This is a genomic window from Mycobacterium sp. NGS11 (assembly GCF_059813315.1).
On the sequence record NZ_JCALEJ010000006.1, the window covers coordinates 156,678 to 182,271 of the forward strand.

General features: G+C 67.4%; 28 protein-coding genes. 20 read left to right on the forward strand and 8 right to left on the reverse strand.

Going from position 1 to position 25,594, the window contains the following annotated elements; translation table 11 throughout:
• The first annotated feature begins 48 nt into the window (after positions 1-48).
• From exaC to AC5Y4T_RS10855, 6 genes are read left to right on the forward strand one after another with little or no spacing between them, the layout of a single operon-like run.
• Positions 49-1,572, forward strand: coding sequence for an acetaldehyde dehydrogenase ExaC (exaC, locus tag AC5Y4T_RS10830; RefSeq protein WP_499952962.1), 1,524 nt, complete (start codon positions 49-51; stop codon positions 1,570-1,572).
• Complete coding sequence (locus tag AC5Y4T_RS10835) at positions 1,572-2,072, forward strand: DUF779 domain-containing protein (RefSeq protein ID WP_499952963.1); 501 nt, start codon at positions 1,572-1,574, stop codon at positions 2,070-2,072. The genes exaC and AC5Y4T_RS10835 overlap by 1 nt, the downstream gene beginning before the upstream one ends.
• Positions 2,069-2,347 (forward strand): putative holin, encoded by a 279-nt coding sequence (locus tag AC5Y4T_RS10840; protein WP_499952964.1) that lies wholly within the window; start codon positions 2,069-2,071, stop codon positions 2,345-2,347. Before AC5Y4T_RS10835 ends, AC5Y4T_RS10840 begins: the two co-directional genes overlap by 4 nt.
• Entirely contained in the window at positions 2,340-2,909 is a 570-nt protein-coding gene (locus AC5Y4T_RS10845) for a hypothetical protein (RefSeq protein ID WP_499952965.1), read from the forward strand. Before AC5Y4T_RS10840 ends, AC5Y4T_RS10845 begins: the two co-directional genes overlap by 8 nt.
• Before the next feature lie 49 nt (positions 2,910-2,958).
• Positions 2,959-4,368 carry a dihydrolipoyl dehydrogenase gene (gene lpdA, locus AC5Y4T_RS10850; RefSeq protein ID WP_499952966.1) on the forward strand — a complete coding sequence of 470 codons (1,410 nt, stop codon included), beginning with the start codon at positions 2,959-2,961 and terminating at the stop codon, positions 4,366-4,368.
• A gap of 7 nt (positions 4,369-4,375) precedes the next feature.
• Positions 4,376-4,657 carry a hypothetical protein gene (locus AC5Y4T_RS10855; protein WP_499918000.1) on the forward strand — a complete coding sequence of 94 codons (282 nt, stop codon included), beginning with the start codon at positions 4,376-4,378 and terminating at the stop codon, positions 4,655-4,657.
• Here AC5Y4T_RS10855 and AC5Y4T_RS10860 read toward each other — a convergent pair.
• Entirely contained in the window at positions 4,652-5,212 is a 561-nt protein-coding gene (locus AC5Y4T_RS10860) for a carboxymuconolactone decarboxylase family protein (RefSeq protein ID WP_499952967.1), read from the reverse strand. The two genes, AC5Y4T_RS10855 and AC5Y4T_RS10860, sit on opposite strands and share 6 nt — an antisense overlap.
• The gene (gene ramB / locus AC5Y4T_RS10865; protein ID WP_499918003.1) at positions 5,209-6,633 is read right to left on the reverse strand and encodes an acetate metabolism transcriptional regulator RamB; all 1,425 of its coding nucleotides are present in this window, start codon (positions 6,631-6,633) and stop codon (positions 5,209-5,211) included. Before ramB ends, AC5Y4T_RS10860 begins: the two co-directional genes overlap by 4 nt.
• Before the next feature lie 159 nt (positions 6,634-6,792).
• Here ramB and AC5Y4T_RS10870 point away from each other — a divergent pair, with 159 nt between their 5' ends.
• From AC5Y4T_RS10870 to AC5Y4T_RS10880, 3 genes are all read left to right on the forward strand, one after another.
• On the forward strand, positions 6,793-7,587 hold the full coding sequence (locus AC5Y4T_RS10870; RefSeq protein ID WP_499952968.1) for an acyl-ACP thioesterase domain-containing protein: 795 nt from the start codon (positions 6,793-6,795) through the stop codon (positions 7,585-7,587).
• A 266-nt stretch (positions 7,588-7,853) separates the two neighbouring features.
• Positions 7,854-9,140, forward strand: coding sequence for an isocitrate lyase (gene aceA, locus AC5Y4T_RS10875; protein ID WP_499918005.1), 1,287 nt, complete (start codon positions 7,854-7,856; stop codon positions 9,138-9,140).
• A gap of 168 nt (positions 9,141-9,308) precedes the next feature.
• Positions 9,309-10,163 (forward strand): 3-hydroxybutyryl-CoA dehydrogenase, encoded by an 855-nt coding sequence (locus AC5Y4T_RS10880; RefSeq protein ID WP_499918006.1) that lies wholly within the window; start codon positions 9,309-9,311, stop codon positions 10,161-10,163.
• 88 nt (positions 10,164-10,251) lie between these two features.
• On the opposite strand, the gene pcaA is transcribed toward AC5Y4T_RS10880, so the two are convergent.
• Positions 10,252-11,115 (reverse strand): cyclopropane mycolic acid synthase PcaA, encoded by an 864-nt coding sequence (gene pcaA / locus AC5Y4T_RS10885; RefSeq protein WP_499918007.1) that lies wholly within the window; start codon positions 11,113-11,115, stop codon positions 10,252-10,254.
• Positions 11,116-11,302: 187 nt separating this feature from the next.
• On the reverse strand, positions 11,303-12,016 hold the full coding sequence (locus AC5Y4T_RS10890; protein WP_499918009.1) for a TetR/AcrR family transcriptional regulator: 714 nt from the start codon (positions 12,014-12,016) through the stop codon (positions 11,303-11,305).
• Positions 12,017-12,151: 135 nt separating this feature from the next.
• Here AC5Y4T_RS10890 and AC5Y4T_RS10895 point away from each other — a divergent pair, with 135 nt between their 5' ends.
• From AC5Y4T_RS10895 to deoC, 6 genes are all read left to right on the forward strand, one after another.
• Positions 12,152-13,534 carry a DUF445 domain-containing protein gene (locus AC5Y4T_RS10895; RefSeq protein WP_499952969.1) on the forward strand — a complete coding sequence of 461 codons (1,383 nt, stop codon included), beginning with the start codon at positions 12,152-12,154 and terminating at the stop codon, positions 13,532-13,534.
• A gap of 95 nt (positions 13,535-13,629) precedes the next feature.
• Positions 13,630-14,046: a helix-turn-helix domain-containing protein gene (locus tag AC5Y4T_RS10900; RefSeq protein ID WP_499918011.1), complete on the forward strand. Its 417-nt coding sequence runs from the start codon at positions 13,630-13,632 to the stop codon at positions 14,044-14,046.
• Positions 14,047-14,322: 276 nt separating this feature from the next.
• Entirely contained in the window at positions 14,323-14,928 is a 606-nt protein-coding gene (gene hbhA, locus AC5Y4T_RS10905) for a heparin-binding hemagglutinin HbhA (RefSeq protein WP_499952970.1), read from the forward strand.
• Between the two features lie 88 nt (positions 14,929-15,016).
• The gene (locus AC5Y4T_RS10910; RefSeq protein WP_067122766.1) at positions 15,017-15,304 is read left to right on the forward strand and encodes a DUF2516 family protein; all 288 of its coding nucleotides are present in this window, start codon (positions 15,017-15,019) and stop codon (positions 15,302-15,304) included.
• A 4-nt stretch (positions 15,305-15,308) separates the two neighbouring features.
• Positions 15,309-15,749, forward strand: coding sequence for a DUF2599 domain-containing protein (locus AC5Y4T_RS10915; protein ID WP_499952971.1), 441 nt, complete (start codon positions 15,309-15,311; stop codon positions 15,747-15,749).
• On the forward strand, positions 15,749-16,426 hold the full coding sequence (gene deoC, locus AC5Y4T_RS10920; RefSeq protein WP_499952972.1) for a deoxyribose-phosphate aldolase: 678 nt from the start codon (positions 15,749-15,751) through the stop codon (positions 16,424-16,426). The genes AC5Y4T_RS10915 and deoC overlap by 1 nt, the downstream gene beginning before the upstream one ends.
• 25 nt (positions 16,427-16,451) lie before the next feature.
• Here the strand turns inward: deoC and AC5Y4T_RS10925 are convergent, their stop codons facing one another.
• From AC5Y4T_RS10925 to AC5Y4T_RS10935, 3 genes are read right to left on the reverse strand one after another with little or no spacing between them, the layout of a single operon-like run.
• The gene (locus AC5Y4T_RS10925) at positions 16,452-17,501 is read right to left on the reverse strand and encodes an LmeA family phospholipid-binding protein (RefSeq protein ID WP_499952973.1); all 1,050 of its coding nucleotides are present in this window, start codon (positions 17,499-17,501) and stop codon (positions 16,452-16,454) included.
• Entirely contained in the window at positions 17,498-18,319 is an 822-nt protein-coding gene (locus AC5Y4T_RS10930) for a carbon-nitrogen hydrolase family protein (RefSeq protein ID WP_499952974.1), read from the reverse strand. The genes AC5Y4T_RS10925 and AC5Y4T_RS10930 overlap by 4 nt, the downstream gene beginning before the upstream one ends.
• Before the next feature lie 49 nt (positions 18,320-18,368).
• Positions 18,369-18,881, reverse strand: a complete 513-nt coding sequence (locus AC5Y4T_RS10935; protein WP_499952975.1) for a DUF2505 domain-containing protein — start codon at positions 18,879-18,881, stop codon at positions 18,369-18,371.
• Between the two features lie 26 nt (positions 18,882-18,907).
• Between AC5Y4T_RS10935 and AC5Y4T_RS10940 the strand changes: the two genes are divergently transcribed.
• Both AC5Y4T_RS10940 and AC5Y4T_RS10945 read left to right on the forward strand, forming a co-directional pair.
• Complete coding sequence (locus tag AC5Y4T_RS10940) at positions 18,908-20,023, forward strand: UDP-N-acetylmuramate dehydrogenase (protein ID WP_499952976.1); 1,116 nt, start codon at positions 18,908-18,910, stop codon at positions 20,021-20,023.
• A 32-nt stretch (positions 20,024-20,055) separates the two neighbouring features.
• A complete protein-coding gene (locus AC5Y4T_RS10945; protein ID WP_499953001.1) occupies positions 20,056-21,432 on the forward strand; it encodes a L,D-transpeptidase in 1,377 nt (458 codons plus the stop codon).
• Here the strand turns inward: AC5Y4T_RS10945 and AC5Y4T_RS10950 are convergent.
• Positions 21,416-22,165 (reverse strand): SDR family NAD(P)-dependent oxidoreductase, encoded by a 750-nt coding sequence (locus AC5Y4T_RS10950; RefSeq protein ID WP_499918022.1) that lies wholly within the window; start codon positions 22,163-22,165, stop codon positions 21,416-21,418. The two genes, AC5Y4T_RS10945 and AC5Y4T_RS10950, sit on opposite strands and share 17 nt — an antisense overlap.
• 235 nt (positions 22,166-22,400) lie before the next feature.
• On the opposite strand from AC5Y4T_RS10950, the gene AC5Y4T_RS10955 reads away from it, so the two are divergent.
• From AC5Y4T_RS10955 to AC5Y4T_RS10965, 3 genes are read left to right on the forward strand one after another with little or no spacing between them, the layout of a single operon-like run.
• Entirely contained in the window at positions 22,401-23,678 is a 1,278-nt protein-coding gene (locus tag AC5Y4T_RS10955) for an ROK family protein (RefSeq protein ID WP_499953002.1), read from the forward strand.
• Positions 23,679-23,738: 60 nt separating this feature from the next.
• A complete protein-coding gene (mshA, locus tag AC5Y4T_RS10960; RefSeq protein ID WP_499952977.1) occupies positions 23,739-25,013 on the forward strand; it encodes a D-inositol-3-phosphate glycosyltransferase in 1,275 nt (424 codons plus the stop codon).
• The gene (locus AC5Y4T_RS10965) at positions 25,010-25,570 is read left to right on the forward strand and encodes a type III secretion system chaperone family protein (protein ID WP_499948033.1); all 561 of its coding nucleotides are present in this window, start codon (positions 25,010-25,012) and stop codon (positions 25,568-25,570) included. The genes mshA and AC5Y4T_RS10965 overlap by 4 nt, the downstream gene beginning before the upstream one ends.
• Positions 25,571-25,594 lie beyond the last annotated feature (24 nt).

Below are 25,594 nucleotides of genomic sequence, written 5' to 3' on the forward strand. Positions count from 1 at the left end.
GGCGGTAGTGTGAGGTGAATTACACAGCCGCACGAGGAGTGAGAGCAGATGACTGTTTTCGCACGTCCAGGTTCCGCCGGGGCATTGATGTCGTATGAATCCCGCTACGAGAACTTCATCGGCGGACAGTGGGTCGCGCCCGCGAAGGGTCGCTACTTCGAGAACCCGACTCCGGTCACCGGCCAGACGTTCTGCGAGGTGGCCCGCTCCGATGAGGCCGACATCGACAAGGCGCTCGACGCCGCGCATGCGGCGGCTCCGGCGTGGGGCAAGACGGCGCCGGCCGAGCGGGCGGCGATCCTGAACAAGATCGCCGACCGCATCGACGAGCACACCGCCGCGCTGGCGGTCGCCGAGGTGTGGGACAACGGCAAGCCGATCCGCGAGGCGCTGGCCGCCGACATCCCGTTGGCCGCCGACCACTTCCGTTACTTCGCCGCGGCGTTGCGCGCGCAGGAGGGCTCGCTGAGCCAGATCGACGACGACACCGTGGCCTACCACTTCCACGAACCGCTCGGCGTGGTCGGGCAGATCATCCCGTGGAACTTCCCCATCCTGATGGGCGCCTGGAAGTTGGCGCCCGCACTGGCGGCCGGCAACGCGGTGGTGCTCAAACCCGCGGAGCAGACACCGGTTTCGGTGCTCTACCTGATGTCGTTGATCGGCGACCTGCTGCCGCCCGGGGTGGTCAACGTCGTCAACGGCTTCGGCGCCGAGGCCGGCAAGCCGCTGGCGTCGAGCAACCGGATCGCCAAGATCGCGTTCACCGGCGAGACCACCACCGGGCGCCTGATCATGCAGTACGCCTCGCACAACCTGATCCCGGTCACCCTGGAACTCGGCGGCAAGAGCCCCAACATCTTCTTCTCCGACGTGATGGCCAAGGCCGACGACTATCAGGACAAGGCCCTCGAGGGCTTCACCATGTTCGCCCTCAACCAGGGCGAGGTGTGCACCTGCCCGTCGCGCAGCCTGGTCCAGGCCGACATCTACGACGAGTTCCTCGAGCTGGCCGCGATCCGCACCAAGGCGGTGCGCCAGGGCGATCCCCTGGACAGCGAGACCATGCTGGGTTCCCAGGCGTCCAACGACCAACTGGAAAAAGTGTTGTCCTACATCGAAATCGGCAAGGACGAGGGCGCCAAGGTGATCACCGGCGGCGAACGCGCCGAGCTCGGCGGCGACCTGTCCGGCGGCTTCTACATGCAGCCCACCATCTTCGGCGGCAACAACAAGATGCGCGTCTTCCAGGAGGAGATCTTCGGGCCGGTGGTGACGGTGACGTCGTTCGACGATTACGACGACGCCATCGCGATCGCCAACGACACCCTCTACGGACTGGGCGCGGGAGTGTGGAGCCGCGACGGCAACACCGCCTACCGCGCCGGCCGCGACATCCAGGCCGGCCGGGTGTGGGTCAACTGCTACCACGTGTATCCGCCGCATGCGGCGTTCGGCGGCTACAAGCTGTCCGGCTTCGGGCGCGAGTGCCACAAGATGGCTCTGGAGCACTATCAGCAGACCAAGAACATGCTGGTGTCCTACTCCGACAAGGCGCTCGGGTTCTTCTGATGGTCGCGCCAGCTGGGGTAGTCATCACCGCCCCGGCCGCCGAGGTGCTGACGCGGGTGCAGGCCACCCACGGGTCGGTGATGTTCCACCAGTCCGGCGGCTGCTGCGACGGCTCGTCGCCCATGTGTTACCCGCTCGGCGACTTCCTCGTCGGTGACCGCGACGTCTTGCTCGGCGTGCTCGACGTCGGGACAGACGGCGTGCCGGTGTGGATTTCGGGTCCGCAGTACGCAGCCCACTATCGCGACAAGCACACCCAATTGGTCATCGACGTGGTGCCCGGCCGCGGCGGCGGGTTCAGCCTGGAAGCGCCCGACGGGGTGCGGTTTTTGTCCCGCGGCCGCGTCTTCACCGAACAGGAGCGGGCGTCGCTGGCCGCCGCGGCGGTGATCACCGGCGCCGATTACGAACGCGGCGAACGGCCCGCAACGCGGGGTCCGGTGGTGGCCGACGCGGCCTCGGCGACCTGCCCGGTCTCCGCAGTACAGTCGAGAAAGTGATCCCGCTTCCGCGTCCCTGGTTGTTGGCCAGCGCCATGCTGATCGGCAGTGCGGTCGGACTTTTGGCGGGTGTCGCGTGCACCGTGGCGATCCACGCCAGCGTCCGCCCGGGCATCGCCATCGCGTCGGTGGCCGGCGTCCTCAGCGTGGTCGGGCTGACCACGATCCTGTTTTCCGGACGCCGGTGGGTCACGATGCTGGGCGCTTTTCTCGTGTCGGTCGCGCCGGGCTGGTTCGGCGTCCTGGTCGCGTTGCGGGTGACCGCCGGTGGCTGACGACAAGGACGCCTCGAGCCCCGGCACGGAGGCGTTCGTGCCGGACTTCTCCGACGACGATGACGACTCCGCGCACACCGGCACCCAATCGTGGGTGCCCGATTTCGATGACGACGACGGCGACGAGGACACCGGCGAGCCTGCTGCGGAAACCGAGCCCGAACCGGCGGAGCCCGAATCGGAGCCGGGGCCGGCTGAGCCCGTCGGGCCGGTGCAACCGGTCAACGTTCCCGGCCGGTATCTCTACCTCAAGTGGTGGAAGCTGGCCCTGGTGCTGCTCGGCGTGTGGGCCGCGGCGGCCGTGCTCGGGCTGGGGCTGTTCTATTGGTCGTATCACTCGGCGCACAAGACGCCCGCGCTGTTCGTGGTCCTGGTCTACGTCGTGGTCTGCATCGTCTGCGGTGTGATGCTGGCGATGACCGAGGGCAGGCCGCTGATCTCGGCGCTCTCGGTGGCGATGATGTCCGCGCCGTTCGCCTCGTTGGTGGCGTCGGCGCCCCTGTACGGCTATTACCACTGCGAGCGGGTGGGGCACTGCCTCGTCGGGCTCATTCCGTATTGACGCCTCGCCCGGGCGGCCACCAGGGGCCGTGGCCAACTAGGGTGGGCTCGTGCCTTCTCACTATGACGTCGTCGTCCTCGGGGCCGGTCCCGGCGGATACGTCGCAGCCATCCGCGCCGCTCAGCTGGGCCTGTCCACCGCGGTCGTCGAACCGAAGTACTGGGGTGGGGTGTGCCTGAACGTCGGATGCATCCCGTCCAAGGCGCTGCTGCGCAACGCCGAACTCGCACACATCTTCACCAAAGAGGCCAAGACGTTCGGCATCAGCGGCGAGGCGACCTTCGACTACGGCGCCGCGTTTGACCGCAGCCGCAAGGTGGCCGAGGGCCGCGTCGCCGGCGTGCACTTCCTGATGAAGAAGAACAAGATCACCGAAATCCATGGCTACGGCCGCTTTACCGACGCCAACACGATCTCGGTCGAATTGACGGAGGAGGGCGGCGCTGGAAATTCAGTAACCGTCACCTTCGACAACGCCATCATCGCCACGGGCAGCAGCACCCGCCTGGTTCCCGGCACGTCGCTGTCGGCCAACGTGGTCACCTACGAAGAGCAGATCCTGTCCCGCGAGTTGCCGGAGTCGATCGTCATCGCCGGCGCGGGTGCCATCGGCATGGAGTTCGGCTATGTGCTGAAGAACTACGGCGTGGACGTGACCATCGTGGAGTTCCTGCCGCGCGCCCTGCCCAACGAGGATGCCGACGTCTCCAAGGAGATCGAAAAGCAATTCAAGAAGCTGGGCGTCAAAATCCTCACCGGAACGAAAGTCGAGTCCATCTCCGACAACGGCTCGGAGGTGACCGTCGCCGTCAGCAAGGACGGCAATGCGCAGGAACTCAAGGCCGCGAAGGTGTTGCAGGCCATCGGTTTTGCGCCCAACGTCGAGGGTTTCGGCCTGGAGGCGGCCGGCGTCGCGCTGACCGACCGCAGGGCCATCGGAATCACCGACTACATGCGCACCAACATCGAGCACATCTACGCCATCGGTGATGTCACCGGGAAGCTGCAGCTGGCCCACGTCGCCGAGGCCCAGGGCGTGGTGGCCGCCGAAACCATCGCCGGCGCAGAGACTTTGGCGCTCGGTGATTACCGGATGATGCCGCGCGCGACGTTCTGCCAGCCCAACGTCGCCAGCTTCGGGCTCACCGAGGAGCAGGCCCGCGACGAAGGTCATGACGTGGTGGTGGCGAAGTTCCCGTTCACCGCGAACGGCAAGGCCCACGGTGTCGGCGACCCCAGCGGTTTCGTCAAACTGGTGGCCGACGCGAAATACGGTGAGCTGCTGGGCGGACACCTGGTCGGACACGATGTGTCCGAACTTCTTCCGGAGCTGACGCTGGCCCAGAAATGGGATCTGACCGCGACCGAGCTGGCCCGCAACGTGCACACCCACCCGACCATGTCCGAGGCGCTACAGGAATGCTTCCACGGCCTGACCGGACACATGATCAACTTCTGAGCCGGCAATGATTCGCACCGTCACCCCTCAGGCCATCGTGGCGGCCATCGGTGGCCTGTTGACCGGCTATGTCCTGTGGCTGCTGGCCATTTCGAGCGGCGACAACGCGACGGCCGGGCAGTGGGGACCGCTGGTGTTGCTGGCCTCGGTGGTGCTGGGGATCTGCGCCGCGGTGTGGGGCCTGCGCCAGCGCCGGCGCGACAAGCAGCCATGGGCGGCGTTCGCCTTCGCGCTGCCGGTACTTCCGGTGATCTTGACGCTGGCCATCCTGGCCGACGTCTACCTATAGCGGATGGTCCAGCGGAATCTCGAGCGCCGACATGGTCGCGGCAAGCCCGTCGTATTGGCTTGCCAGTAAACAGAATTCGATCAGCTGCCGCCGATCCAGGTGAGTCGCCAGCTGCTGCCAGGTGTCGGGGGTGACGGTCCGGTCCTTGACGAACTCGTCCGTCGCCGCCAGCAGCGCCTGCTGGCGCACGGTCAGGCGCGCATCGACCGGATCCAGCCTTTCGGGCCAGGCGAAGATGGCGGCCTGCAGGTCCGCGTCCAATCCGGCGGCCCGCGCCATCCGCCGATGGTGCTGCAGTTCGTATTCGCACGCGCGCAGATGCGCGACCCGCAGGATCACCAACTCGGTGTCGACGGTCGGAAGCTTCCCGCGCAACAGCCGGCCCCCGTAGGCCAGCCACGTCCAAAACAGCAACCGGCGCTGACCCAGGGTGGTGAACAGGTGCATCTCCGGGGCGGCGACGGTGCGCGCGCCCAGCTTCGCGATCACCCAATTGATCGGTCCCAGTTCGCGAAACCGCCCCGGCGGAATGCGGCCGGCCGGATGGCCGCTCACGGCTGGGTCACCAGGTAGGGAGACACCGTGCTGCGGTGCTCGTCGAGATCGAGTGCGCGTCCGAGCGCCGGGAAGGCGCGCTGCGGGCAATTGTCGCGTTCGCAGACCCGGCAGCCCGCGCCGATCGGTGTGGCCACTGTTCCTGGTTCCCCCGAGACGTCGAGTCCCTCCGAGTAGACGAGCCGGTGAGCGTGCCGAAGCTCGCAGCCCAACCCGATCGCGAAGGTCTTACCCGGCTGACCATACCGGGCCGCGCGGCGCTCCACGGTGCGGGCCACCCACATGTAGTTGCGCCCGTCGGGCATCTGGGCGATCTGCACCAGGATTTTGCCCGGATTGGCGAACGTCTCGTAGACGTTCCACAGCGGGCAGGTGCCACCGCTGGAGGAGAAGTGAAAGCCGGTGGCGGACTGGCGCTTTGACATGTTCCCGGCCCGATCGACCCGGACGAAGGAGAACGGCACGCCGCGCATCGACGGGCGCTGCAGCGTCGAAAGCCGGTGCGCGATGGTCTCGTAGCTGATCGAGTAGAACGACGACAACCGCTCGACGTCGTAGCGGAAATTCTCTGCGACGTCGTGAAATTGGCGGTAGGGGAGCACGGTGGCCGCGGCGAAATAGTTGGCCAGCCCCAGCCGCGCCAGTGTGTGTGACTCGTCGCTGGTGAACTTGCCCTCCTCGACCAGGGTGTCGATGAGATCGCCGAACTCGAGATAGGCCAACTCGGCGGCCATCTTGAAAACCTGCTGGCCCAACGACAAATGGTTGCTGAACTCCAGCGTTTTGGTCTTGGGGTCGAAGCGGTGCAGCACGGTGTCGCCCAGGTCGATCCGGCGGTTGATGTGCACCCCGTGCACCTCGGTGAGCCGGCGGGTCAGCTCGCGCGCCAGATCGCCGTGATGCAGCCGCATTTTGCTGGTCAGGTCCTCGGCGGCGGTGTCCAGCTCGTGCAGGTAGTTCTGGCGTTGGTAGAAGTAGTCACGCACTTCTTCGTGCGGCATGGTGATCGACCCGCTGCCACTGCCGTCGGAGTACCGCTCCTCGGTGGCGGCGGCAAGCTGCGCCGTGGTGATCCGGTAGCGCCGGTGCAGATTGACCACGGCGCGGGCCAACCCCGGATGCGCGCTGACCATCTCGGCGACCTCGGTCGGGTCGACGTCGATGTCCAGATCGCGGTCCATGGTGACCTCGCGGAGCTCGGCCACCAGTCGGGTGTCGTCCTGCGAGGCGAAGAAGGTCGCGTCCACCCCGAACACCTTGGTGATGCGCAGCAGCACGGCCACCGTCAGCGGGCGAACGTCGTGCTCGATCTGATTGAGGTAGCTCGGCGAGATCTCCAGCGTCTGAGCCAGCGCGGCCTGGGAGAAACCCCGTTCGTTGCGCAGCTGGCGAACGCGTGAGCCGACGAACGTCTTGGACACGCCTCCGAGGTTACCGGCCGTGCGAAGATCGCATTCGCAGACTTGGCATCGGGTACGGTCTCGTCGGGGATTAGGATTCGGTGCACCTCGTTGGCATGATTCGTCCAGGTCTTCTGCCTTAGCCTGGGGCGACCACGAGGAGGAACGGGGAGCGGCGGCGTGAGCCTGGACAAACAAATGATGCCGGTGCCCGACGGTCACCCTGACGTTTTCGATCGCCAGTGGCCATTGCGGGTCGGCGACATCGACCGCACGGGCCGGTTGCGGCTGGACGCTGCCGCCCGCCACATCCAAGACATCGGCCAGGACCAGCTGCGGGAGATGGGTTTCGAGGAGACCCATCCCCTGTGGATCGTCCGGCGCACCATGGTTGACCTGGTCCGCCCGATCGAGTTCAACGACATGCTGCGCATGCGCAGATGGTGCTCGGGCACCTCGAACCGGTGGTGCGAGATGCGGGTGCGCATCGATGGCCGCAAGGGCGGGCTGATCGAGTCCGAGGCGTTCTGGATCAGCATCAACCGGGAAACCCAGATGCCCTCGCGCATCGCCGACGACTTCCTGGCGGGCCTGCACAAGACGACCTCCGTCGACCGGCTGCGGTGGAAGTCCTACCTCAAGCCGGGTAGCCGCGACGACGCGACCGAGATCCACGAGTTCCCCGTCCGGGTCACCGACATCGATTTGTTCGACCACATGAACAACGCCGTGTACTGGAGCGTCATCGAGGACTACCTGGCGTCGCACCCGGAGCTGCTGCGGGTGCCGCTGCGCGTCACCATCGAACACGAGGCGCCGGTGGCGTTGGGCGACAAATTGGAGATCATCTCGCACGTGCACCCGGCCGGATCGACCGAACAATTCGGTCCCGGGCTGGCCGATCGCGCTGTTACAACGCTCACATATGCCGTCGGCGACGAGACGAAAGCCGTCGCTTCGATCTTTGCTCGGTAACAGGACAAGCGTCCGGTTAAATTGCGGCCTGACCTGCGGTGATAGGGTTACTGACCGGTAGCTTCTGAAACGGTTAAGTTAGTTAGCAAGTTAGCAAACTTCGCAAATTCCGGCGCTCCCGTTGCTTAAATTGGCAACTGAAACGGGTAGACCGGCCTGCATGAGCTGTGCCATCTTCGAGTTAGCACACCAGCGAAGTTGAGCCTCTAGCTACCGCCGGTGCGGCGTCCAGCACTCGTAGTGAAGACCGTGAAGGAGCATGCCCAATGTCTGTCGTTGGCACCCCCAAGAGCGCCGAACAGATCCAGAAAGACTGGGACACCAACCCGCGTTGGAAGGATGTCACCCGGACCTACACGGCCAAGGACGTCGTCGCCCTGCAGGGCACCGTGGTCGAGGAGGCCACCCTGGCCCGCCGCGGCGCCGAGGTGCTGTGGGAGCAGCTCCACGACCTGGAGTACATCAACGCGCTGGGCGCCCTGACCGGCAACATGGCCGTGCAGCAGGTGCGCGCCGGCCTGAAGGCCATCTACCTGTCCGGCTGGCAGGTCGCCGGCGACGCCAACCTGTCCGGCCACACCTACCCCGATCAGAGCCTGTACCCGGCCAACTCGGTGCCGCAGGTGGTGCGCCGGATCAACAACGCGCTGCTGCGTGCCGACGAGATCGCCGCGGTCGAGGGCGACACCTCGGTCGAGAACTGGCTGGCCCCCATCGTCGCCGACGGTGAGGCCGGTTTCGGTGGAGCGCTCAACGTCTACGAGCTGCAGAAGGCCATGATCGCCGCCGGTGTGGCGGGATCGCACTGGGAGGACCAGCTGGCGTCGGAGAAGAAGTGTGGTCACCTGGGCGGCAAGGTGCTGATCCCGACCCAGCAGCACATCCGGACTCTGACCTCGGCCCGCCTGGCTGCCGACGTGTGCGACGTGCCGACCGTCGTCATCGCCCGCACCGACGCCGAGGCCGCGACGCTGATCACCTCCGACGTCGACGAGCGCGACCAGCCGTTCATCACCGGTGAGCGCACCAAGGAGGGCTTCTACCGGGTTCGCAACGGGCTGGAGCCCTGCATCGCCCGGGCCAAGGCCTACGCGCCGTTCTCCGACCTGATCTGGATGGAGACCGGAACTCCGGATCTCGAGCTCGCCGCCAAGTTCGCCGAGGGCGTCAAGAGCGAGTTCCCCGACCAGATGCTGGCCTACAACTGCTCGCCGTCGTTCAACTGGAAGAAGCACCTTGACGACTCCACCATCGCGAAGTTCCAAAAGGAGCTCGCGGCAATGGGATTCAAGTTCCAGTTCATCACGCTGGCCGGCTTCCACGCCCTGAACTACTCGATGTTCGATCTGGCCTACGGCTACGCCCGCAACCAGATGAGCGCTTACGTCGAGTTGCAGGAGCGCGAGTTCGCCGCCGAGGAGCGCGGCTACACCGCCACCAAGCACCAGCGTGAGGTGGGCGCCGGTTACTTCGACCGCATCGCCACCACGGTGGACCCGACCTCGTCGACCACCGCGCTGACCGGCTCCACCGAAGAGGGCCAGTTTCACTGACACTCCGCCGTGCGTCGAGCGTGAAACCGTGGCGATTTTTCGGCCGATTTTTCGCCCTGACTTCGCGTTCGGCGCACCCGGGACAAGTTGACAGCGCAGGCCCCGCCCAGCGATGTTGGGCGGGGCCTGTTGCTGTCAGCCAGGCATGAAAGCAGCCAAAGGAGAAACGTGCCGATCGAACGAGTGGGAGTTGTCGGGGCCGGCCAGATGGGATCCGGCATCGCCGAGGTCTCGGTCCGTGCCGGTGTCGACGTGACCGTGTTCGAAACCACCGAGGCCCTCATCACGGCCGGCCGCAACCGCATCGTGAAGTCGCTGGAGCGCGGCGTCAGTGCCGGCAAGGTGACCGAGCGGGAACGCGACCGGGCGTTGAGCAAGCTCACCTTCACCACCGACCTGACGGACCTCGCCGACCGCCAGCTGGTCATCGAAGCGATCATCGAGGACGACGCCGTCAAGGCACAGGTCTTCGCCGAGCTCGACCGGGTCATCACCGACCCCGACGCGGTTCTGGCGTCCAACACCTCCAGCATCCCGATCATGAAGATCGCCGCGGCCACCAAGAACCCGCAACGCGTGCTGGGTCTGCACTTCTTCAACCCCGTCCCGGTGCTGCCGCTTGTCGAGTTGGTCAGCACCCTGGTCACCGACGACGCCGCCGCCGCGCGCACCGAGGAATTCGCGAGCGCGGTGCTGGGCAAGCAGGTCGTGCGCTGCTCCGACCGATCCGGCTTCGTAGTGAACGCGCTGTTGGTGCCCTACCTGCTGTCGGCAGTGCGCATGCTCGAATCCGGTTTCGCCACCGTCGAGGACATCGATAAGGCCGTGGTGGCCGGGCTCTCGCACCCGATGGGCCCGCTGCGGCTGTCCGACCTGGTCGGCCTGGACACCCTCAAGCTGATCGCGGACAAGATGTACGACGAGTTCAAGGAGCCGCTCTACGCCGCGCCGCCGCTGCTGCTGCGCATGGTGGAGGCCGGCCGGCTCGGCAAGAAGACGGGCCAGGGCTTCTATACGTACTGAGGCCAGCCGGGTGTGAGTCGTCAAGTAGGACAAGCCAATTCAGCCCCCAACGGTGATCCGTCGGGGGCTGATCGCTTTACCGGGCCGGTTACTTCTCCAGCGTGAACTGGTTGACGTCGGTGTAGCCCTCCCGAAACAGCTTGGCGCAGCCGGTGAGGTACTTCATGTAGCGGTCGTAGACCTCCTGGGACTGAATGGCCAGAGCCTGCTCGCGATTCGCCTCGAGCGCCTCGGCCCACAGGTCCAGCGTCCTGGCGTAGTGCAGCTGCAGCGACTGCACCCGGGTCAAGTCGAAGCCCACCGTGACCCCGTACTCGCCGACGGTCTGCGGGGTCGGCAGCCAGCCGCCGGGGAAGATCTCGGCCAGGATGAACTGCGAGAACTGGACAATCTCGTGCGTCAGTTTCATGCCCTTGGCCCGGGCATCTTTGAACGATGGCCGAACGATGGTGTGCAGCAACATCACTCCGCCGGGCGGCAGCGCCTCGTAGGCCATCTTGAAGAAGCGGCCGTAGCGCTGGCGGCCGAAGTGCTCGAACGCGCCGATCGACACGATGCGGTCCACCGGCTCGTGGAACTTCTCCCAGCCCTCCAGCAGCACCCGTCGGGTGCGGGGGGTGTCCATCTGGTCGAAGGACTTCTGCACGTGCTCGGCCTGGTTCTCCGAGAGCGTCAGGCCGATGACATTGACGTCATACTTCTCGATGGCTCGCCGCAGCGTGGCTCCCCAGCCGCAGCCGATGTCCAGCAGCGTCATCCCGGGCTCGAGCTTGAGCTTGCCCAGCGCCAGATCGATTTTCGCGATCTGCGCCTCCTCGAGCGTCATGTCATCACGCTCGAAGTACGCGCAGCTGTAGGTCTGGGTGGGATCCAGAAACAGCCGGAAAAAGTCGTCGGACAAGTCATAATGAGCTTGCACGTTTCCGAAATGCGGCGTGAGCTGCACAGACATGTCGATACGAGCCTTCCTATATTGGGGGGGGCAGGGGTTGGAGCCGAACGACGACCCCGCTGTTTTCCCCCGATACTCCTCTGCATGCTAGTACCTGCGCCGGGCCGAGTCGCCCCGCAAGTCGCGTGCTCAGCCTCACACGGCACGGGTGCAATCCCCAAAACCCGCGGCGCGGCCGAAGCCAACTTCAGGGCCCGAACTCGCCCTGTCGCGGCGGCACGATCGGTGACGGATGGGGTTCGCCGCGGAACTTCTCCAGCGATCCGCCGACCTCGACGATTCCCTTGAGAGCGTTCCAGCTCAGCATGGTCAGGTAGTCGATCAACTCATCGCGGCTCATTCGCGGGTACGACATCCACGAGTGGGTGGCCAGCTGCACACCACCCACGATCAGGTACGCCCACGGCTCCACGCCACCGGTGTCCATCCCCGCGTGCTGCATGCGGCGGCGCATCAGCACCGCGAGCATGCGCGCGATGATGCGCTCGGAGTCGGCGATGACCTTGCTCTTGCTGGCCGAGCTGTTGGACATCACGAACCGGTACGGCTCGGGCTCGTTCGCGACGGTCTCGACGTACACGCGGATGACCTCGCGAGTCAGGTCGAAGCCGTCGAGCCCAGACGTCAGTGCCCCGGCCATGTTGGGGATCAGGGTGGTTTGGGTGAACCGCATCATCACGGCGGTCGTCAGGTCGTTCTTGTCGACGAAATAGCGGTACAGCACCGTCTTGGAGACCCCGATCTCGGCGGCGATCTCATCCATGCTCAGCGCGCCACCCAGCCGGCGAATCGCGTCGATCGTGCCGTCGACCAGCTCGTTACGACGATCCACTTTGTGCTGGTGCCAGCGCCGCTTGCGCCCATCCATCTTGGCGCTCACCGCTGTGATTTGCTCTGCCACAGTCGCCAAATTCCCATTCCCTAGACGCCCCTGATCTTACGGCGTGAGGGGGTCGGTTTCGTGCCGTGGCCGGGCGCGGGTGAGACCTCGCGAACAGTGTGGTCACCCTAATCGGCGGGAAAGATAGATGATGGAGTGGTGGCACATCGAGCCTCGGTGAGAGAGGAAGCGTCAGGCCCGCCGATGGCGAGGCCCGATTCACTGACGCCGTCGACCGCGGCCCGCCCGCTTCGCGCGTCTTTCGCCGAGTCCTTCGCCGGCGCCGATCCCGAAGCCGACGCGCAGCGCCGCGTGGCGTTGCGCCGGATGAAGCTGGTGGCACTGAGCTTTCTGCTCGGTGCCACCGTCGTGTTCCTCGCCTGCCGGTGGGCCCAGGCGCATGTCAGTCTGGGGGCCTGGGTGGGGTATGTCGGCGCCGCCGCCGAGGCCGGCATGGTGGGCGCCCTGGCGGACTGGTTCGCCGTGACCGCGCTTTTCAGGCACCCGCTGGGCATTCCCATTCCGCACACCGCGATCATCAAACGCAAGAAAGACCAGCTCGGCGAGGGTCTGGGTACGTTCGTCCGGGAAAATTTCTTGTCGCCGGAGGTCGTCGAAACCAAGCTGCGCGACGCCCAGGTGTCCGGCAGGCTCGGCAAGTGGCTGTCGGAGTCCACCCACGCGGAGCGGGTGGCCAGCGAGACGGCCACGGTGCTGCGGGTGCTGGTCGAACTGCTGCGCGACGAGGACGTCCAGCAGGTGATCGACCGGATGATCGTGCGCCGGATCGCCGAACCGCAGTGGGGCCCACCGGTCGGACGAGTGCTGGCCACCCTGCTTGCCGAGCACCGGCAGGAGGCGCTGATCCAGTTGCTGGCCGACCGGGCCTTTCAGTGGTCGCTGAAGGCGGGCGAGGTCATCCAACGGGTGGTCGAGCGCGACTCGCCGACCTGGTCCCCACGCTTCGTCGACCATCTGGTCGGTGATCGCATCCACCGCGAACTGATGGACTTCACCGACAAGGTGCGCCGCAATCCGGACCACGAATTGCGCCGGTCGGCCACCCGCTTCCTGTTCGACTTCGCCGAGGACCTGCAGCACGACCCGGACACCATCGCACGCGCCGACGCGATCAAGGAGCAGCTGATGGCGCGCGACGAGATCGCCAACGCCGCGGCTACAGCGTGGAAGACGCTGAAGCGGTTGGTGCTCGAGGGGGTGGACGATCCGTCCAGCGCGCTGCGCACCCGGATAGCGGACACCGTGGTCCGCATCGGGGAATCGCTGCGCGACGACGCCGACCTGCGCGACAAGGTCGACAATTGGTTGGTCCGGGCGGCCCAGCACCTGGTGTCGCAATATGGGGTGGAGATCACAGCCATCATCACCGACACGATCGAGCGCTGGGACGCCGAGGAGGCCAGCCGGCGCATCGAACTGCACGTTGGCCGTGACCTGCAATTCATCCGGATCAACGGGACCGTAGTCGGTTCGCTTGCGGGTCTGGTGATCTACGCCGTCGCGCAGTTGTTGATCTAGCGGAATTTCTAGCAGTGCTAACAAGTGCTTGCAATAGCAAGCACTTGTAGTAACCTGGGTCGCGTCACGACCAGTCAGCCGACCAGGAGCACGCCATGACGCCCGAGGAGAAGCTCTCCGCCAAGGTGTCCAACGCTGCCTCCGACATGGCCTCCGACATCGGGAGCTTCATCCGTACCCAGCGTGAACTCGCGCAGGTGTCGGTGCGCCAACTCGCCGAAAAGTCCGGGGTCAGCAATCCATATCTAAGCCAGGTGGAGCGCGGGTTGCGTAAGCCCTCCGCCGATGTCTTGAACCAGATCGCGAAGGCCCTTCGGGTCTCCGCCGAGGTTCTCTATGTGCGCGCCGGGATTCTCGAACCCAGTGACAAAAGTCAGGTACGGGACGCGATCGTCACTGACACTGCGATCACCGAGCGGCAAAAGCAAATCCTGCTCGACATCTATTCATCGTTCACGCAGCAAAACGAATCGATCCAAGAGGAGTGTCCGACCGAATCCGACAGCGAGTGATCAGTCCGCTTCACCCGGCCTCGCAGCAGCTGAGCTGGGAGAACGTGCCGGAAGGCGGGCTTGTCACATCGCGGTCGCGAGTCGGTGATGTATAGACGACCGGCCGTCGGGGTTACCCCAACGGGGAACCTACCGGTTCACAGCCGATCGCTGGATGAACCGTCCCGGCACTGGCGGCCCCAGTTGCGAAGGAGACGTTTGCACCTACTTTCTCGACCAGACAGCTAACAACGCCAAATAACACCGATAGCGAAACACCTCATGAAAGGAAAGACCATGGCGGAAAACACCAACATCGAAGATTTGCGGGCGCCGCTGCTCGCAGCGCTGGGCGCGGCCGACCTGGCCCTGGCCACCGTCAACGACCTGATCGCCGGCCTGCGTGAGCGCGCCGAAGAGACCCGCGCCGAGACCCGCACCCGGGTCGAGGAGCGTCGCGCTCGCCTGACGAAGCTCCAGGAGGACCTGCCCGAGCAGTTCACCGAGCTGCGCGACAAGTTCACCACCGACGAGCTGCGCAAGGCCGCCGAGGGCTACCTGGAGGCGGCGACCACCCGCTACAACGAGCTGGTGGAGCGCGGCGAGGCGGCCCTGCAGCGACTGCGCAGCCAGACCGCGTTCGAGGACGCGTCCGCTCGCGCCGAGGGCTACGTCGACCAGGCCGTCGAGCTGACGCAGGAGGCGCTCGGCACCGTCGCTTCGCAGACCCGCGCGGTCGGCGAGCGCGCCGCCAAGCTGGTTGGCATCGAGCTGCCGGGCAAGGCCGAAACGGCCCCCAAGAAGGCCCAGAAGGCCGTCGCCAAGAAGGCCCCCGCCAAGAAGGCCCCGGCCAAGAAGGCTCCGGCTAAGAAGGCTCCGGCCAAGAAGGTCACCCAGAAGTAGCACCCGAAGTCCCACGACGTTCGGCTCCGAGTTGCCTCCGGGTGACTCGGAGTCGACGTTTTGGCGGGTGCCCGCATACCCTTAAGGCGTGAACCACCTCGTGGGAACCGTCATGTTGATCTTGCAGATCGCCGTTCTAGTGACGGCGATCTATGCGTTCGTGCATGCCGCGCTGCAACGACCCGACGCCTATACCGCCGCCGAGAAGCTGACCAAGCCGGTGTGGTTGCTGATCCTGGGTGGCGCTGTCGCCCTGACATCCATCTTGGGATTCGTTTTCGGCGTGCTGGGTATGGCGATCGCGGCCTGTGCCGCCGGGGTGTATCTGGTCGACGTCCGGCCCAAATTGCTTGAGATCCAGGGTAAGTCGCGCTAGCGGAATGAAGATCCTGCTGACGGTGCCGGTTGCGGTGCTCGTCGCCTTGTCGTGTCTGGCACCGCACGCCGCCGCCACGCCCGGCCCGGGCAGCGGCGCGGCGAATCCGTCCGCCCCGGCCCCGCCCTACATCGACCACACCCGGTGGGCGCAGTGGCAGGGCAAACCCAGCCTGCGGGTCTTCCCGTCGCCGGCCGGCCGAACCGCCTCCAGAATCCCCGCGACCGCGGCTCTGGCCGACGAGGCCTGGGCCGAGGTGCTCGCCTTATCGCCGGACGCCGACACCCCGGGCATGCGCGCGCAGTTCCTGTGCCACTGGCAGTTCGCCGAACTCGCCCAGCCCGGCAAGATCAGCTGGAACCTCGAGCCGTGGCGGCCCGTCGTCGACGACACCGAGATGGTCGCCTCCGGCTGCAATCCCGGCGGTCCGGAAGAATCCTTCTAATGGCGGCCCGACCCAGCCGAGCGCAGTTGGCGGCGTTCGTCGACCACACGCTGCTCAAGCCCGAGGCAACCGAAGCCGACGTGGTGGCCCTGGTCGCCGAAGCGGCCGAACTGGGGGTCTACGCGGTGTGCGTCTCGCCCTCGATGGTCCCCGTCGCGGTGGGGGCGGGCACCGGCGTGCGGGTGGCCAGCGTGGCGGGCTTTCCGTCCGGCAAGCACCTTCCGGCGGTGAAGGCGCACGAAGCGGCCCTGGCCGTCGCCTCCGGTGCCTGCGAGATCGACATGGTCATCGATGTCGGGGCGGCTCTGGCCGGCGACATCGATGCGGTGCGCTCCGATGTCCATGCCGTGCGCAGCGCGATCGGCGGCACCGTGCTCAAGGTGATCGTGGAGTCGACGGCGCTGCTGGCGCTGGCGGACGAGCCCACGCTGACCCGGGTATGCCGCGCCGCCGAAGACGCCGGCGCGGACTTCGTGAAGACATCAACCGGATTTCACCCGGCCGGCGGCGCATCCGTGCGCGCGGTGGCCCTGATGGCCGAGACGGTCGGTGGCCGCCTCGGGGTGAAGGCCAGCGGCGGAATCCGTACCGCCGCGGACGCGCTCGCGATGCTGGATGCCGGCGCCACCCGCCTGGGGCTGTCGGGAACGCGGGGCGTGCTCGACGGCCTGGGTTGAGCCGGACTGACGAAGCCGCTCGCCGTCAGAGGTTGGCGAAGCAGGGGTCGTTGTCGTTGCCGCCGTTCGGAATGCTGGCGTTCCTCGTCGAGAAGTGGCTCGTCACACCGGTATCGGTTACCTGCACGCTGTCGGCGTGGATGCCCAACGGGTAGTTCTTCGTCTGGTTCGAGGTGAACTCGTCGAGCGTCGACTGCACCGACTCCTTGGGCATGGTGAAACCGAGCGCGTTGAAATGCACGATCTGCAGCTGCAACCCGGTGCCCGAGACGACCGGCTTGGCCGTGATGTTGTCCAACATGCCCTTCAGTTCGACGGTGCCGTCGGCGGGATGGGTGGTGACGGTGTTGGTGACGAACGGGCCCAGAACCGGGATCGCGTCCTGCACCGACTGCTTGATGCCGTCACTGGTCCAGGTGATGGTCGCGTCCAGCGAGCCGATGGTGCCCTTCGAGTTGGCGCTGTCCTGGAGCCGGACGTCCTTGATGTTGATCGAGAGCTTCATGCCCTTGGCGTCGCGCAGGTTGTTGCCGGCCGTCTCCACCGAGATGTTCGTGTAGTGCTTGGTCGCCACTTGCCACAGCATCAAGGGGGTCACCCCGAAGGACGCGGTGGCCTGGTCCTTGACCTCGCAGGCCACCGCCTGGGCGATCTTGTTGTTTGCGGTGTGGCGCACGTACAGCTCCGCCCCGATGAGCGCGGCGATGATCAGCGCGAACACGATGACGAAGATCAGCAGGATGGAGACCGGGTCGCGTCCGAAGCGGCGCTTCTTCTTCCCTGGCGCCGCGTCGTCGCCGGGCGCAGTGGTCAGCCGCTCCGTCTGGCCGGCGGCCGGGTTGGGTGGCGGCGGGTAGCCGGGCTGCTGCATGTTCGGCTGGGGCGTCCCGAATCGCTCGGTCCGCCCGGGCGGGGGACCCTGGGCGGGGGGCGGCGGCGGGGGCACGTGGCCGGGGCCTCCGGTGCTGATCCGCTCGGTCGGCCGCTCGGTGGGAGGCTGGCCGAAGGGTCCCTGGTGAGGGGGACGGGCCCACTTCGACGGGTCCGGGTTCGGTGGTCCTTGTGGGTTCGTCACCCGACCGATTCTGCCTTATCAACCTGAGTAAAGTCCGAGCGGTTGCGAAGGACCGCGATACTTTCGCGGGCCTCGGCGACCGCGCCGACGTCGATGTCGGCAACCAGTAGCTGCGGTTGAGAGCCGGCCGACGCGACGACGTCGCCCAGCGGCGAGACGACCAGGCTGCCCCCGACGCCGGTCGGTGCCCCCGACCCGGAGGGCTGGGTGTCAGCGGGATCGGCCTGCCCGGCGGCCGCGACGTAGCTCATCGAATCGAGTGCGCGGGCGCGAGCCAGCAGCGTCCACTGGTCGAGTTTGCCGGGACCCGCGCCCCAGGACGCGCACACCGCGATCACCTCGGCGCCGCGGCGGGCCAATTCGGTGTAGAGCGCCGGGAAACGAATGTCGTAGCAAACGGTCAGCCCCACCCGGACGCCGTCGACCGTGATCACCACCGGATCGCGTCCCGCCGCGACCGTGCGGGATTCGGTGAAGCCGAACGCGTCGTAGAGGTGGATCTTGTCGTAATGGGCGAAATCGTGCGGGCCGGCCGCGATCAGTGTGTTCTTCACCCGCCCGTCGCCCGACGGGGTGAACATGCCGGCGACGACGGTGATGCCGGAATCGGCCGCGATGCGGCGCACCCCGTCCGCCCAGGGCCCGTCGACCGGCTCGGCGACCGGGCCGAGCGGCACGCCGAAGCGGCACATGGTCGCCTCGGGGAACACCACCAGCGTCGCGCCCGCGTCGGCGGCCTGGCGGCTGTATTCGGCCACCAGCCGCAAGTTTGCCGGCGGGTCGGTGCCGCTGAGGATCTGCGCCAACGCGATTCGCATGAGCGCCAGCTTAGGCGCGGTGACCATACGCGCCGCCGCGGTCGAGATCTCAGGCCGTCTTGGCGATCCACTCCGTGGTGAAACGTTGTTCGGCGGCGACCAGTTCGGCCAATCGCGTGCCGATGATGTTCTCCAACTTGCCGCCGATGATCGGCACGCGCACCTGAACCGTGGCGCGAAACGTCAGGCGGGCGCCGCCGGTCCGTTCGATGGGTTCCAAGACGGCGGTGCCGGCCAGCTGCACCGGCGCATCGACGATGGAACCCGCGACCGTCCCCGTCGCGGCGCCGCCGGTGACCGGCCCCCACGCCTCCTCGCGGCGGATGCGCAGGTCACCGCTGTGCAGCTGCGTCACCATGCCCGGCAGCTTGTCGCTGCGGATCACCTGCAGGGTGACGACCTCGACGGTGTCCTCGTCGCCGACCCGCATCGATTCCAGCGTCGCGATGTCGACGCCCGACCCGGCCAGCCTGGCCCGCCAATAATTTTCATCGGTGAAGGCGCGATGCACCTCGTCAACACTGCCGTCGTAGTCGGCCGACAAGTCGAATGAACGCGGCATAGCAGGTCAGGCTACCGTTACGGCCCATGAATTCCAGCGGAGCCGGTGCGGAGTTCGCCGGTGCGGCGGTGGCCGACGCGGCGCCACTGGCGCCGCTGACCACGCTGCGGGTCGGCCCGACCGCCCGTCGCCTGATCACCTGCACCAGCAGCGAGCAGGTGATCGCCGCATTGCGGCGGCTGGACGCCGAAACCGCTGGCGCGCAACGCGATTCGGTGCTGGTGTTCGCCGGTGGTTCCAACCTGGTGATCTCCGACGACCTCACCGACCTGACCGCGGTGCGGCTGGTCAACGACGGCATCACCGTCGAGGGCAACGTGCTCCGCGCGCAGGCGGGCGCGGTGTGGGACGACGTCGTGGTCGCGGCCATCGAGCACGGCCTCGGCGGGCTGGAATGCCTGTCCGGCATCCCCGGCTCGGCCGGGGCCACCCCGGTGCAGAACGTCGGGGCGTACGGCGCCGAAGTCTCCGACACGATCACCCGGGTCCGGGTGTTCGACCGCGGCAGCGGCGAGGTGCGCTGGGTGCCCGGCAGCGAGCTGGCCTTCGGCTACCGCACCAGCGTGTTCAAACGCGGCGGCGGCGGACTCGAAACCCGTTCTGTGGTACTGGAAGTGGAGTTCGAGCTGGATGCGTCGGGGCGCAGCGCGCCGTTGCGCTACGGCGAGCTGGCCGCCGCGCTGGACGTCGCCGGCGGCGAGCGCGCCGACCCGCAAGCCGTCCGCGACGCCGTGCTCGCCCTGCGTAGGCGCAAGGGCATGGTGCTCGACCCGGCCGACCACGACACCTGGAGCGTGGGCTCGTTCTTCACCAACCCGGTGGTCGCCCCGGACGTCTACGAACGGCTGGCCGCGACGGTCGACGGCCCGGTCCCGAACTACCCCGCGCCGGGCGGGGTCAAGCTGGCCGCCGGCTGGCTGGTGGAGCGGGCGGGCTTCGGCAAGGGCTATCCGCAGCCGGGTCCGGGCGACCCCGAAGCGCCCTGCCGGTTGAGCACCAAGCATGCTTTGGCTCTGACCAACCGCGGCGGCGCCGGCTCCGATGACGTGATTAGGCTGGCGCGGACCGTCCGCGACGGCGTCCAGCGTGTGTTTGGCATCACACTGGTTCCCGAACCCGTGCTGCTCGGCTGCAGGCTGTAGCCGCAAAATTCGTCGACGCGAGCCCGGGCCCGATTTGTGGTGGCCGGGCCGGCCGTTTTTCCCCGGTATCTTTGACTTTCGTGACCCCGTCCGACGCCCCGCGGCCGTTCAGCCGGCGTGCGGCTTTGGCGACCCTGGGACTGGGCGTGCTGGCCCCCAACGTGCTGGCCGCGTGCGGCGGCACGACCGCGAAGCAAGCCGAGAAGAAAGAACAGCCGGCGCCGCAGCTCAAATACCAGCCGGCCAACGCGACCGACAACGTCGTGCCGATCGCCCCGGTCAGCGTCCAGGTCAGCGACGGCTGGTTCCAGCGCGTCACGCTGTCGAACTCGTCGGGCAAGGCCGTGGCGGGCGCCTTCAACCAAGACCGCACCGTCTACACGACCTCCGAGCCGTTGGGCTACGACCAGACCTACACCTGGACCGGCTCGGCCGTCGGGCACGACGGCAAGGCGGTCCCGGTGGCGGGCAAATTCACCACGGTGTCGCCCACCAAGAAGATCGGCGGGGCATTCCAGCTCGCCGACGGCCAGACCGTCGGGATCGCCGCGCCGATCATCATCCAGTTCGATGCGCCGATCAGCGACAAGGCGGCCGTCGAGAAGGCGCTCACCGTCACCACCAACCCGCCCGTCGAGGGCAGCTGGGCCTGGTTGCCCGATGAGGCGGCCGGCGCCAGGGCGCACTGGCGCACTCGCGAGTACTACCCGGCGGGCACCACCGTCAACGTCGAGGCCAAGCTCTACGGCCTGCCGTTCGGCGACAGCGCCTACGGCGCCGACGACATCTCGCTGAACATCCAGATCGGTCGCCGGCAGGTGGTCAAGGCCGAGGTTTCGTCGCACCGCATCCAGGTGATCCGCGACGAGGGCGTCATCATGGACTTTCCGTGCAGCTACGGCGAGGCCGACAAGGCGCGCAACGTCACCCGCAACGGCATCCACGTGGTCAGCGAGAAATACGCCGACTTCTACATGTCCAATCCGGCCGCCGGTTACAGCCACGTGCACGAACGCTGGGCGGTCCGGATCTCCAACAACGGCGAGTTCATCCACGCCAACCCGGCGAGCGCCGGCGCGCAGGGCAACACCAACGTCACCAACGGCTGCATCAACCTCTCGACGGGGGACGCCGAGCAGTACTTCCAGTCGGCGATCTACGGCGACCCCGTCGAGGTGACCGGCAGCACCATCCAGCTGTCCTACTCCGACGGCGACATCTGGGACTGGGCCGTGGACTGGGACACCTGGGTGGCCATGTCCGCGCTGCCGCCGCCGACGGCCCGCCCGCCGTCAACGCAGATCCCGGTCACCGCGCCGGTCACGCCGTCCAACGCGCCGACCCTGTCGGGCACTCCGACCACGTCGTCGACACCGGCCAGCACCGGGCCGGCTACCCCCGGCGGTTAAACCGCGAGGTCGTGGCCTGGTCGCGCGGCTTCATCACGATCAAGTCCAGATCGACGTGCGGCGGACGCGACGCGACGAACCCGATCACCTCGGCCACGTCCTCGGCCACCAGCGGCGTGATGCCCGTGTAGACGGAGTCCGCGCGTTGTTGGTCGCCGTCGAAGCGGACCAACGAGAATTCGGTTTCGACCGCGCCCGGGGCGATCTCGGTCAGGCGCACCGGCTTGCCCAACAGCTCGCCGCGCAGCGTGCGGTGCAGCGCCCCCTGGGCGTGTTTGGCCGCGGTGTATCCGGCGCCGCCGTCGTAAACCTCAAGTGCCGCAACGGAAGTGACGGTGACGATCAGCCCGTCGCCCGATTCGATCAGCTTGGGCAGCAACGCTCGGGTGACGCGCAGCGTGCCGATCACGTTGGTCTCCCACATCCACTGCCAGTGCTCGAGGTCCGCATCGGCGACCGGCGCCAGCCCCCGGGCGCCGCCGGCGTTGTTGACCAGCACATCGACCCGATCCAGTTTGCTCGCCAATGTTTCGATCGCCGCCTCTTGTGTGACATCGGCCACAACGGCGGTGCCCCCGATTTCACTGGCCAGAGCCTCGATCCGGTCCGCCCGGCGCGCCACTGCGACGACATGAAAGCCCTGCGCAGCCAGGTTTCGGGCGGTTGCTGCGCCGATCCCCGAGCTGGCACCGGTGATTACTGCGACTCGCTTATTCCTGCCAGTTTTAACCATCGAAACAACCTTAATGAACGTGCTAGATTTTGCGTGTGCTCCTCAGCGCCCTGTCCAACACCACGACCACCGCGTGTCTTTGCGCGGCGGGTGCGTGTTGTTGCTGCGCACTTTGCCGCTCCTGACCTCAGCCAGGTGTGGCCAAGACGGCCAGCAAAATTCGGACAAAAGGACGCTCGTGCGCACCAATACCCTCACCCATACCCATCATTCGCCCGGTCGTGCCGTCGGGCACCTGCCCGGTCAAAAGGGCCACCGCTCGGTGCGCCGGCAGATCGTGCCGCCGGCGCTCAACATCCCCGACTCGGCGGCGGCCTCCGTCTTCCGGGCGGTCCGGCTGCGGGGCCCCGTCGGCCGTGACGTCATCGCCGGCGTCACCTCGCTGAGCATCGCCACGGTCAACCGTCAGGTCATCGCGCTGTTGGAGGCGGGCCTGCTGCGCGAGCGCGCCGACCTGGCCGTCTCCGGCGCGATCGGCCGCCCCCGCGTGCCGGTCGAGGTCAACCACGAGCCGTTCGTCACCCTCGGCATCCACATCGGGGCACGGACGACCAGCATCGTGGCCACCGACCTGTTCGGCCGGACCCTCGACACCGTCGAAACCCCGACGCCGCGCAACCCGGCCGGCCCCGCGCTGGCGACGCTGGCCGACAGCGCCCGCCGCTACCTGCGGCGTTGGCACCGCCGCCGGCCGCTGTGGGTGGGGGTCGCCATCGGCGGCACCGTCGACAGCGCCACCGGCCAGGTGGACCACCCGCGGCTGGGCTGGCGCCAGGCGCCGGTCGGACCGGTGCTGGCCGACGCGTTGGGCCTGCCGGTCTCGGTGGCCTCGCACGTCGATGCGATGGCGGGCGCCGAGCTGCTGCTGGGCATGCGGCGCTTCCTGCCCAGCTCGCCGACCAGCTTGTACGTCTACGCCCGCGAGACGGTGGGCTATGCGTTGGTGATCGGCGGCCGGGTGCACGTTCCGGCCAGCGGCCCGGGCACCATCGCGACGCTTCCGGCCCACTCGGAGCTGCTCGGCGGCACCGGCCAACTGGAGTCCACGGTCAGCGACGAGGCCGTCGTGGCCATCGCGCGCCAGCTGCGCATCCTGCCCTTCCCCCCGGCGAACCGCCCCAACGGCTCCGCCACCGGCATCTCCGATCTGCTGCGCGTGGCGCGGGCCGGCAACCAGCAGGCCAAGGATCTGCTCGCCGAGCGGGGCCGCGTGCTCGGCGAGGCGGTGGCGCTGCTGCGCGACATGCTCAACCCCGACGAGCTGGTGGTCGGCGGCCAGGCATTCACCGAGTACCCCGAGGCGATGCAGCAGGTGGAGGCGGCCTTCGCCGAGCGCTCCGTGCTGGGGCCCCGCGACATCCGCCTCACCGCCTTCGGCAACCGGGTGCAGGAGGCCGGCGCGGGCACCGTCTCGCTGTCCGGGCTGTACGCGGACCCGATGGGCGCGATGCGGCGCGCCGGGGCGCTGGATGCCCGGGTGCACGACGTGGCCCGCGACGAGTCGTCCGCCTGACGCGAGTCCTTGTTCAGCGCGCCTGGGCTGGCCCGCGAACCATCCTGTAAAGATGACAGGGTGCGGCACGATGACGTTTTCCGGCTGAATGAACCGCGCCGGGTCGCAGTGTTGGCGGTTCACACCTCACCACTGGCCCAGCCCGGCACCGGCGACGCGGGCGGCATGAACGTCTATGTGCTGCAGACCGCGCTGCACCTGGCGCGGCGGGGCATCGAGGTGGAGATCTTCACGCGCGCGACCGCGTCCGCCGACCCGCCGGTCGAGCGGGTGGCGCCCGGGGTGCTGGTCCGCAACGTCGTGGCCGGCCCGTTCGAAGGGCTGGACAAATACGACCTGCCCACCCAGTTGTGCGCGTTCGCCGCCGGGGTGTTGCGCGCCGAGGCATCGCACGAGCCCGGCTACTACGACATCGTGCACTCGCATTACTGGCTGTCCGGGCAGGTCGGTTGGCTGGCGCGCGATCGCTGGGCGGTGCCGTTGGTGCACACCGCGCACACGCTCGCCGCGGTCAAGAACGCGGCGCTGGCGCAGGGCGATTCTCCTGAACCGCCGCTGCGCACGGTCGGCGAGCAACAGGTGGTCGACGAGGCGGACCGGTTGATCGTCAACACCGATGACGAAGCCAACCAACTGATCTCGATCCACCAAGCCGACCCGGCGAGGATCGACGTCGTCCATCCCGGGGTGGATCTCGAGGTGTTCCGTCCCGGCGACCGCGGGGCCGCCCGGGCCGCGCTGGGGCTTCCGCCCGATGACGACATCGTGGCGTTCGTCGGCCGCATCCAGCCCCTCAAGGCGCCCGACATCGTGCTGCGCGCCGCCGCGAAACTGCCCGGCGTGCGCATCGTGGTCGCCGGCGGCCCCTCCGGTAGCGGCCTGGCGTCCCCGGACGGATTGGCCCGGCTGGCCGACGATCTCGGTATCGCCGAGCGGGTGACATTCCTGCCCCCGCAGTCGCGCCCGAACCTGGCCACGCTGTTCCAGGCCGCCAATGTGGTTGCGGTGCCCAGCTATTCGGAGTCTTTCGGTTTGGTGGCCCTCGAGGCGCAGGCGTGTGGGACGCCGGTCGCGGCGGCCGCGGTCGGCGGGCTGCCGGTGGCCGTGCGGGACGGGGTGACCGGAACCCTGGTGGCCGGCCACGACGTCGAACAGTGGGCGGATGCCCTGGGCCGGTTGCTGCGGTTACCCGCTGCGCAAGCCGGCGCGATGGCCCGCGCGGCCACCGCGCATGCCGCCACGTTCTCCTGGGACCACACCACCGATGCGCTGCTGTCCAGCTATCGGCGCGCCATTCGCGCATACACCGCGGAGCGTCGCGGGGTGGGCGCATGACGTCCACCGTGGAGCGCGTCATCGAGGATGCCCTGCAGGCCAGTGGGCTGAACTACTCGAAACACCCTGGCGCACATGGCGGTTTGTCGGGGCTGGTGGTCGAACTCCCCGGCGAGCGCAAGCTCAAGACCAACACCATCTTGAGCGTCGGCGAGCATTCGGTGCGCGTCGAGGCGTTCGTGTGCCGCAAGCCCGACGAGAACCACGAAGGCGTCTATCGCTTCCTGCTGAAGCGCAATCGCCGCCTCTACGGCGTGGCCTACACGCTGGACAACGTCGGCGACATCTATCTGGTGGGCCGCATGTCGCTGGCTTCGGTGGACGCCGACGAACTCGACAGAGTGCTCGGGCAGGTGCTCGAAGCGGTGGATTCGGACTTCAATACGTTGCTGGAGTTGGGTTTTCGTTCGTCGATCCAGAAAGAGTGGGAGTGGCGGGTGTCTCGCGGTGAGTCGCTGAAGAACCTGCAGGCCTTCGCTCACCTGATCGACGAAGACGACGATGCAGTGGGTGAACCCCCAGCCGCGGAGCGGCGAGGGGGACGCGAAGCGCGATGAGGAGGAGTCGAGCATCGCGGCACG

Bases quoted from the DNA above. Each gene is read 5' to 3' on its own strand.
- exaC (WP_499952962.1), top strand. From the start codon at position 49: ATGACTGTTTTCGCACGTCCAGGTTCCGCCGGGGCATTGATGTCGTAT.
- AC5Y4T_RS10835 (WP_499952963.1), top strand. From the start codon at position 1,572: ATGGTCGCGCCAGCTGGGGTAGTCATCACCGCCCCGGCCGCCGAGGTG.
- AC5Y4T_RS10855 (WP_499918000.1), top strand. From the start codon at position 4,376: ATGATTCGCACCGTCACCCCTCAGGCCATCGTGGCGGCCATCGGTGGC.
- aceA (WP_499918005.1), top strand. From the start codon at position 7,854: ATGTCTGTCGTTGGCACCCCCAAGAGCGCCGAACAGATCCAGAAAGAC.
- pcaA (WP_499918007.1), bottom strand. From the start codon at position 11,115: ATGTCTGTGCAGCTCACGCCGCATTTCGGAAACGTGCAAGCTCATTAT.
- AC5Y4T_RS10900 (WP_499918011.1), top strand. From the start codon at position 13,630: ATGACGCCCGAGGAGAAGCTCTCCGCCAAGGTGTCCAACGCTGCCTCC.
- hbhA (WP_499952970.1), top strand. From the start codon at position 14,323: ATGGCGGAAAACACCAACATCGAAGATTTGCGGGCGCCGCTGCTCGCA.
- AC5Y4T_RS10915 (WP_499952971.1), top strand. From the start codon at position 15,309: ATGAAGATCCTGCTGACGGTGCCGGTTGCGGTGCTCGTCGCCTTGTCG.
- deoC (WP_499952972.1), top strand. From the start codon at position 15,749: ATGGCGGCCCGACCCAGCCGAGCGCAGTTGGCGGCGTTCGTCGACCAC.
- AC5Y4T_RS10930 (WP_499952974.1), bottom strand. From the start codon at position 18,319: ATGCGAATCGCGTTGGCGCAGATCCTCAGCGGCACCGACCCGCCGGCA.
- AC5Y4T_RS10935 (WP_499952975.1), bottom strand. From the start codon at position 18,881: ATGCCGCGTTCATTCGACTTGTCGGCCGACTACGACGGCAGTGTTGAC.
- AC5Y4T_RS10940 (WP_499952976.1), top strand. From the start codon at position 18,908: ATGAATTCCAGCGGAGCCGGTGCGGAGTTCGCCGGTGCGGCGGTGGCC.
- AC5Y4T_RS10950 (WP_499918022.1), bottom strand. From the start codon at position 22,165: ATGGTTAAAACTGGCAGGAATAAGCGAGTCGCAGTAATCACCGGTGCC.
- AC5Y4T_RS10965 (WP_499948033.1), top strand. From the start codon at position 25,010: ATGACGTCCACCGTGGAGCGCGTCATCGAGGATGCCCTGCAGGCCAGT.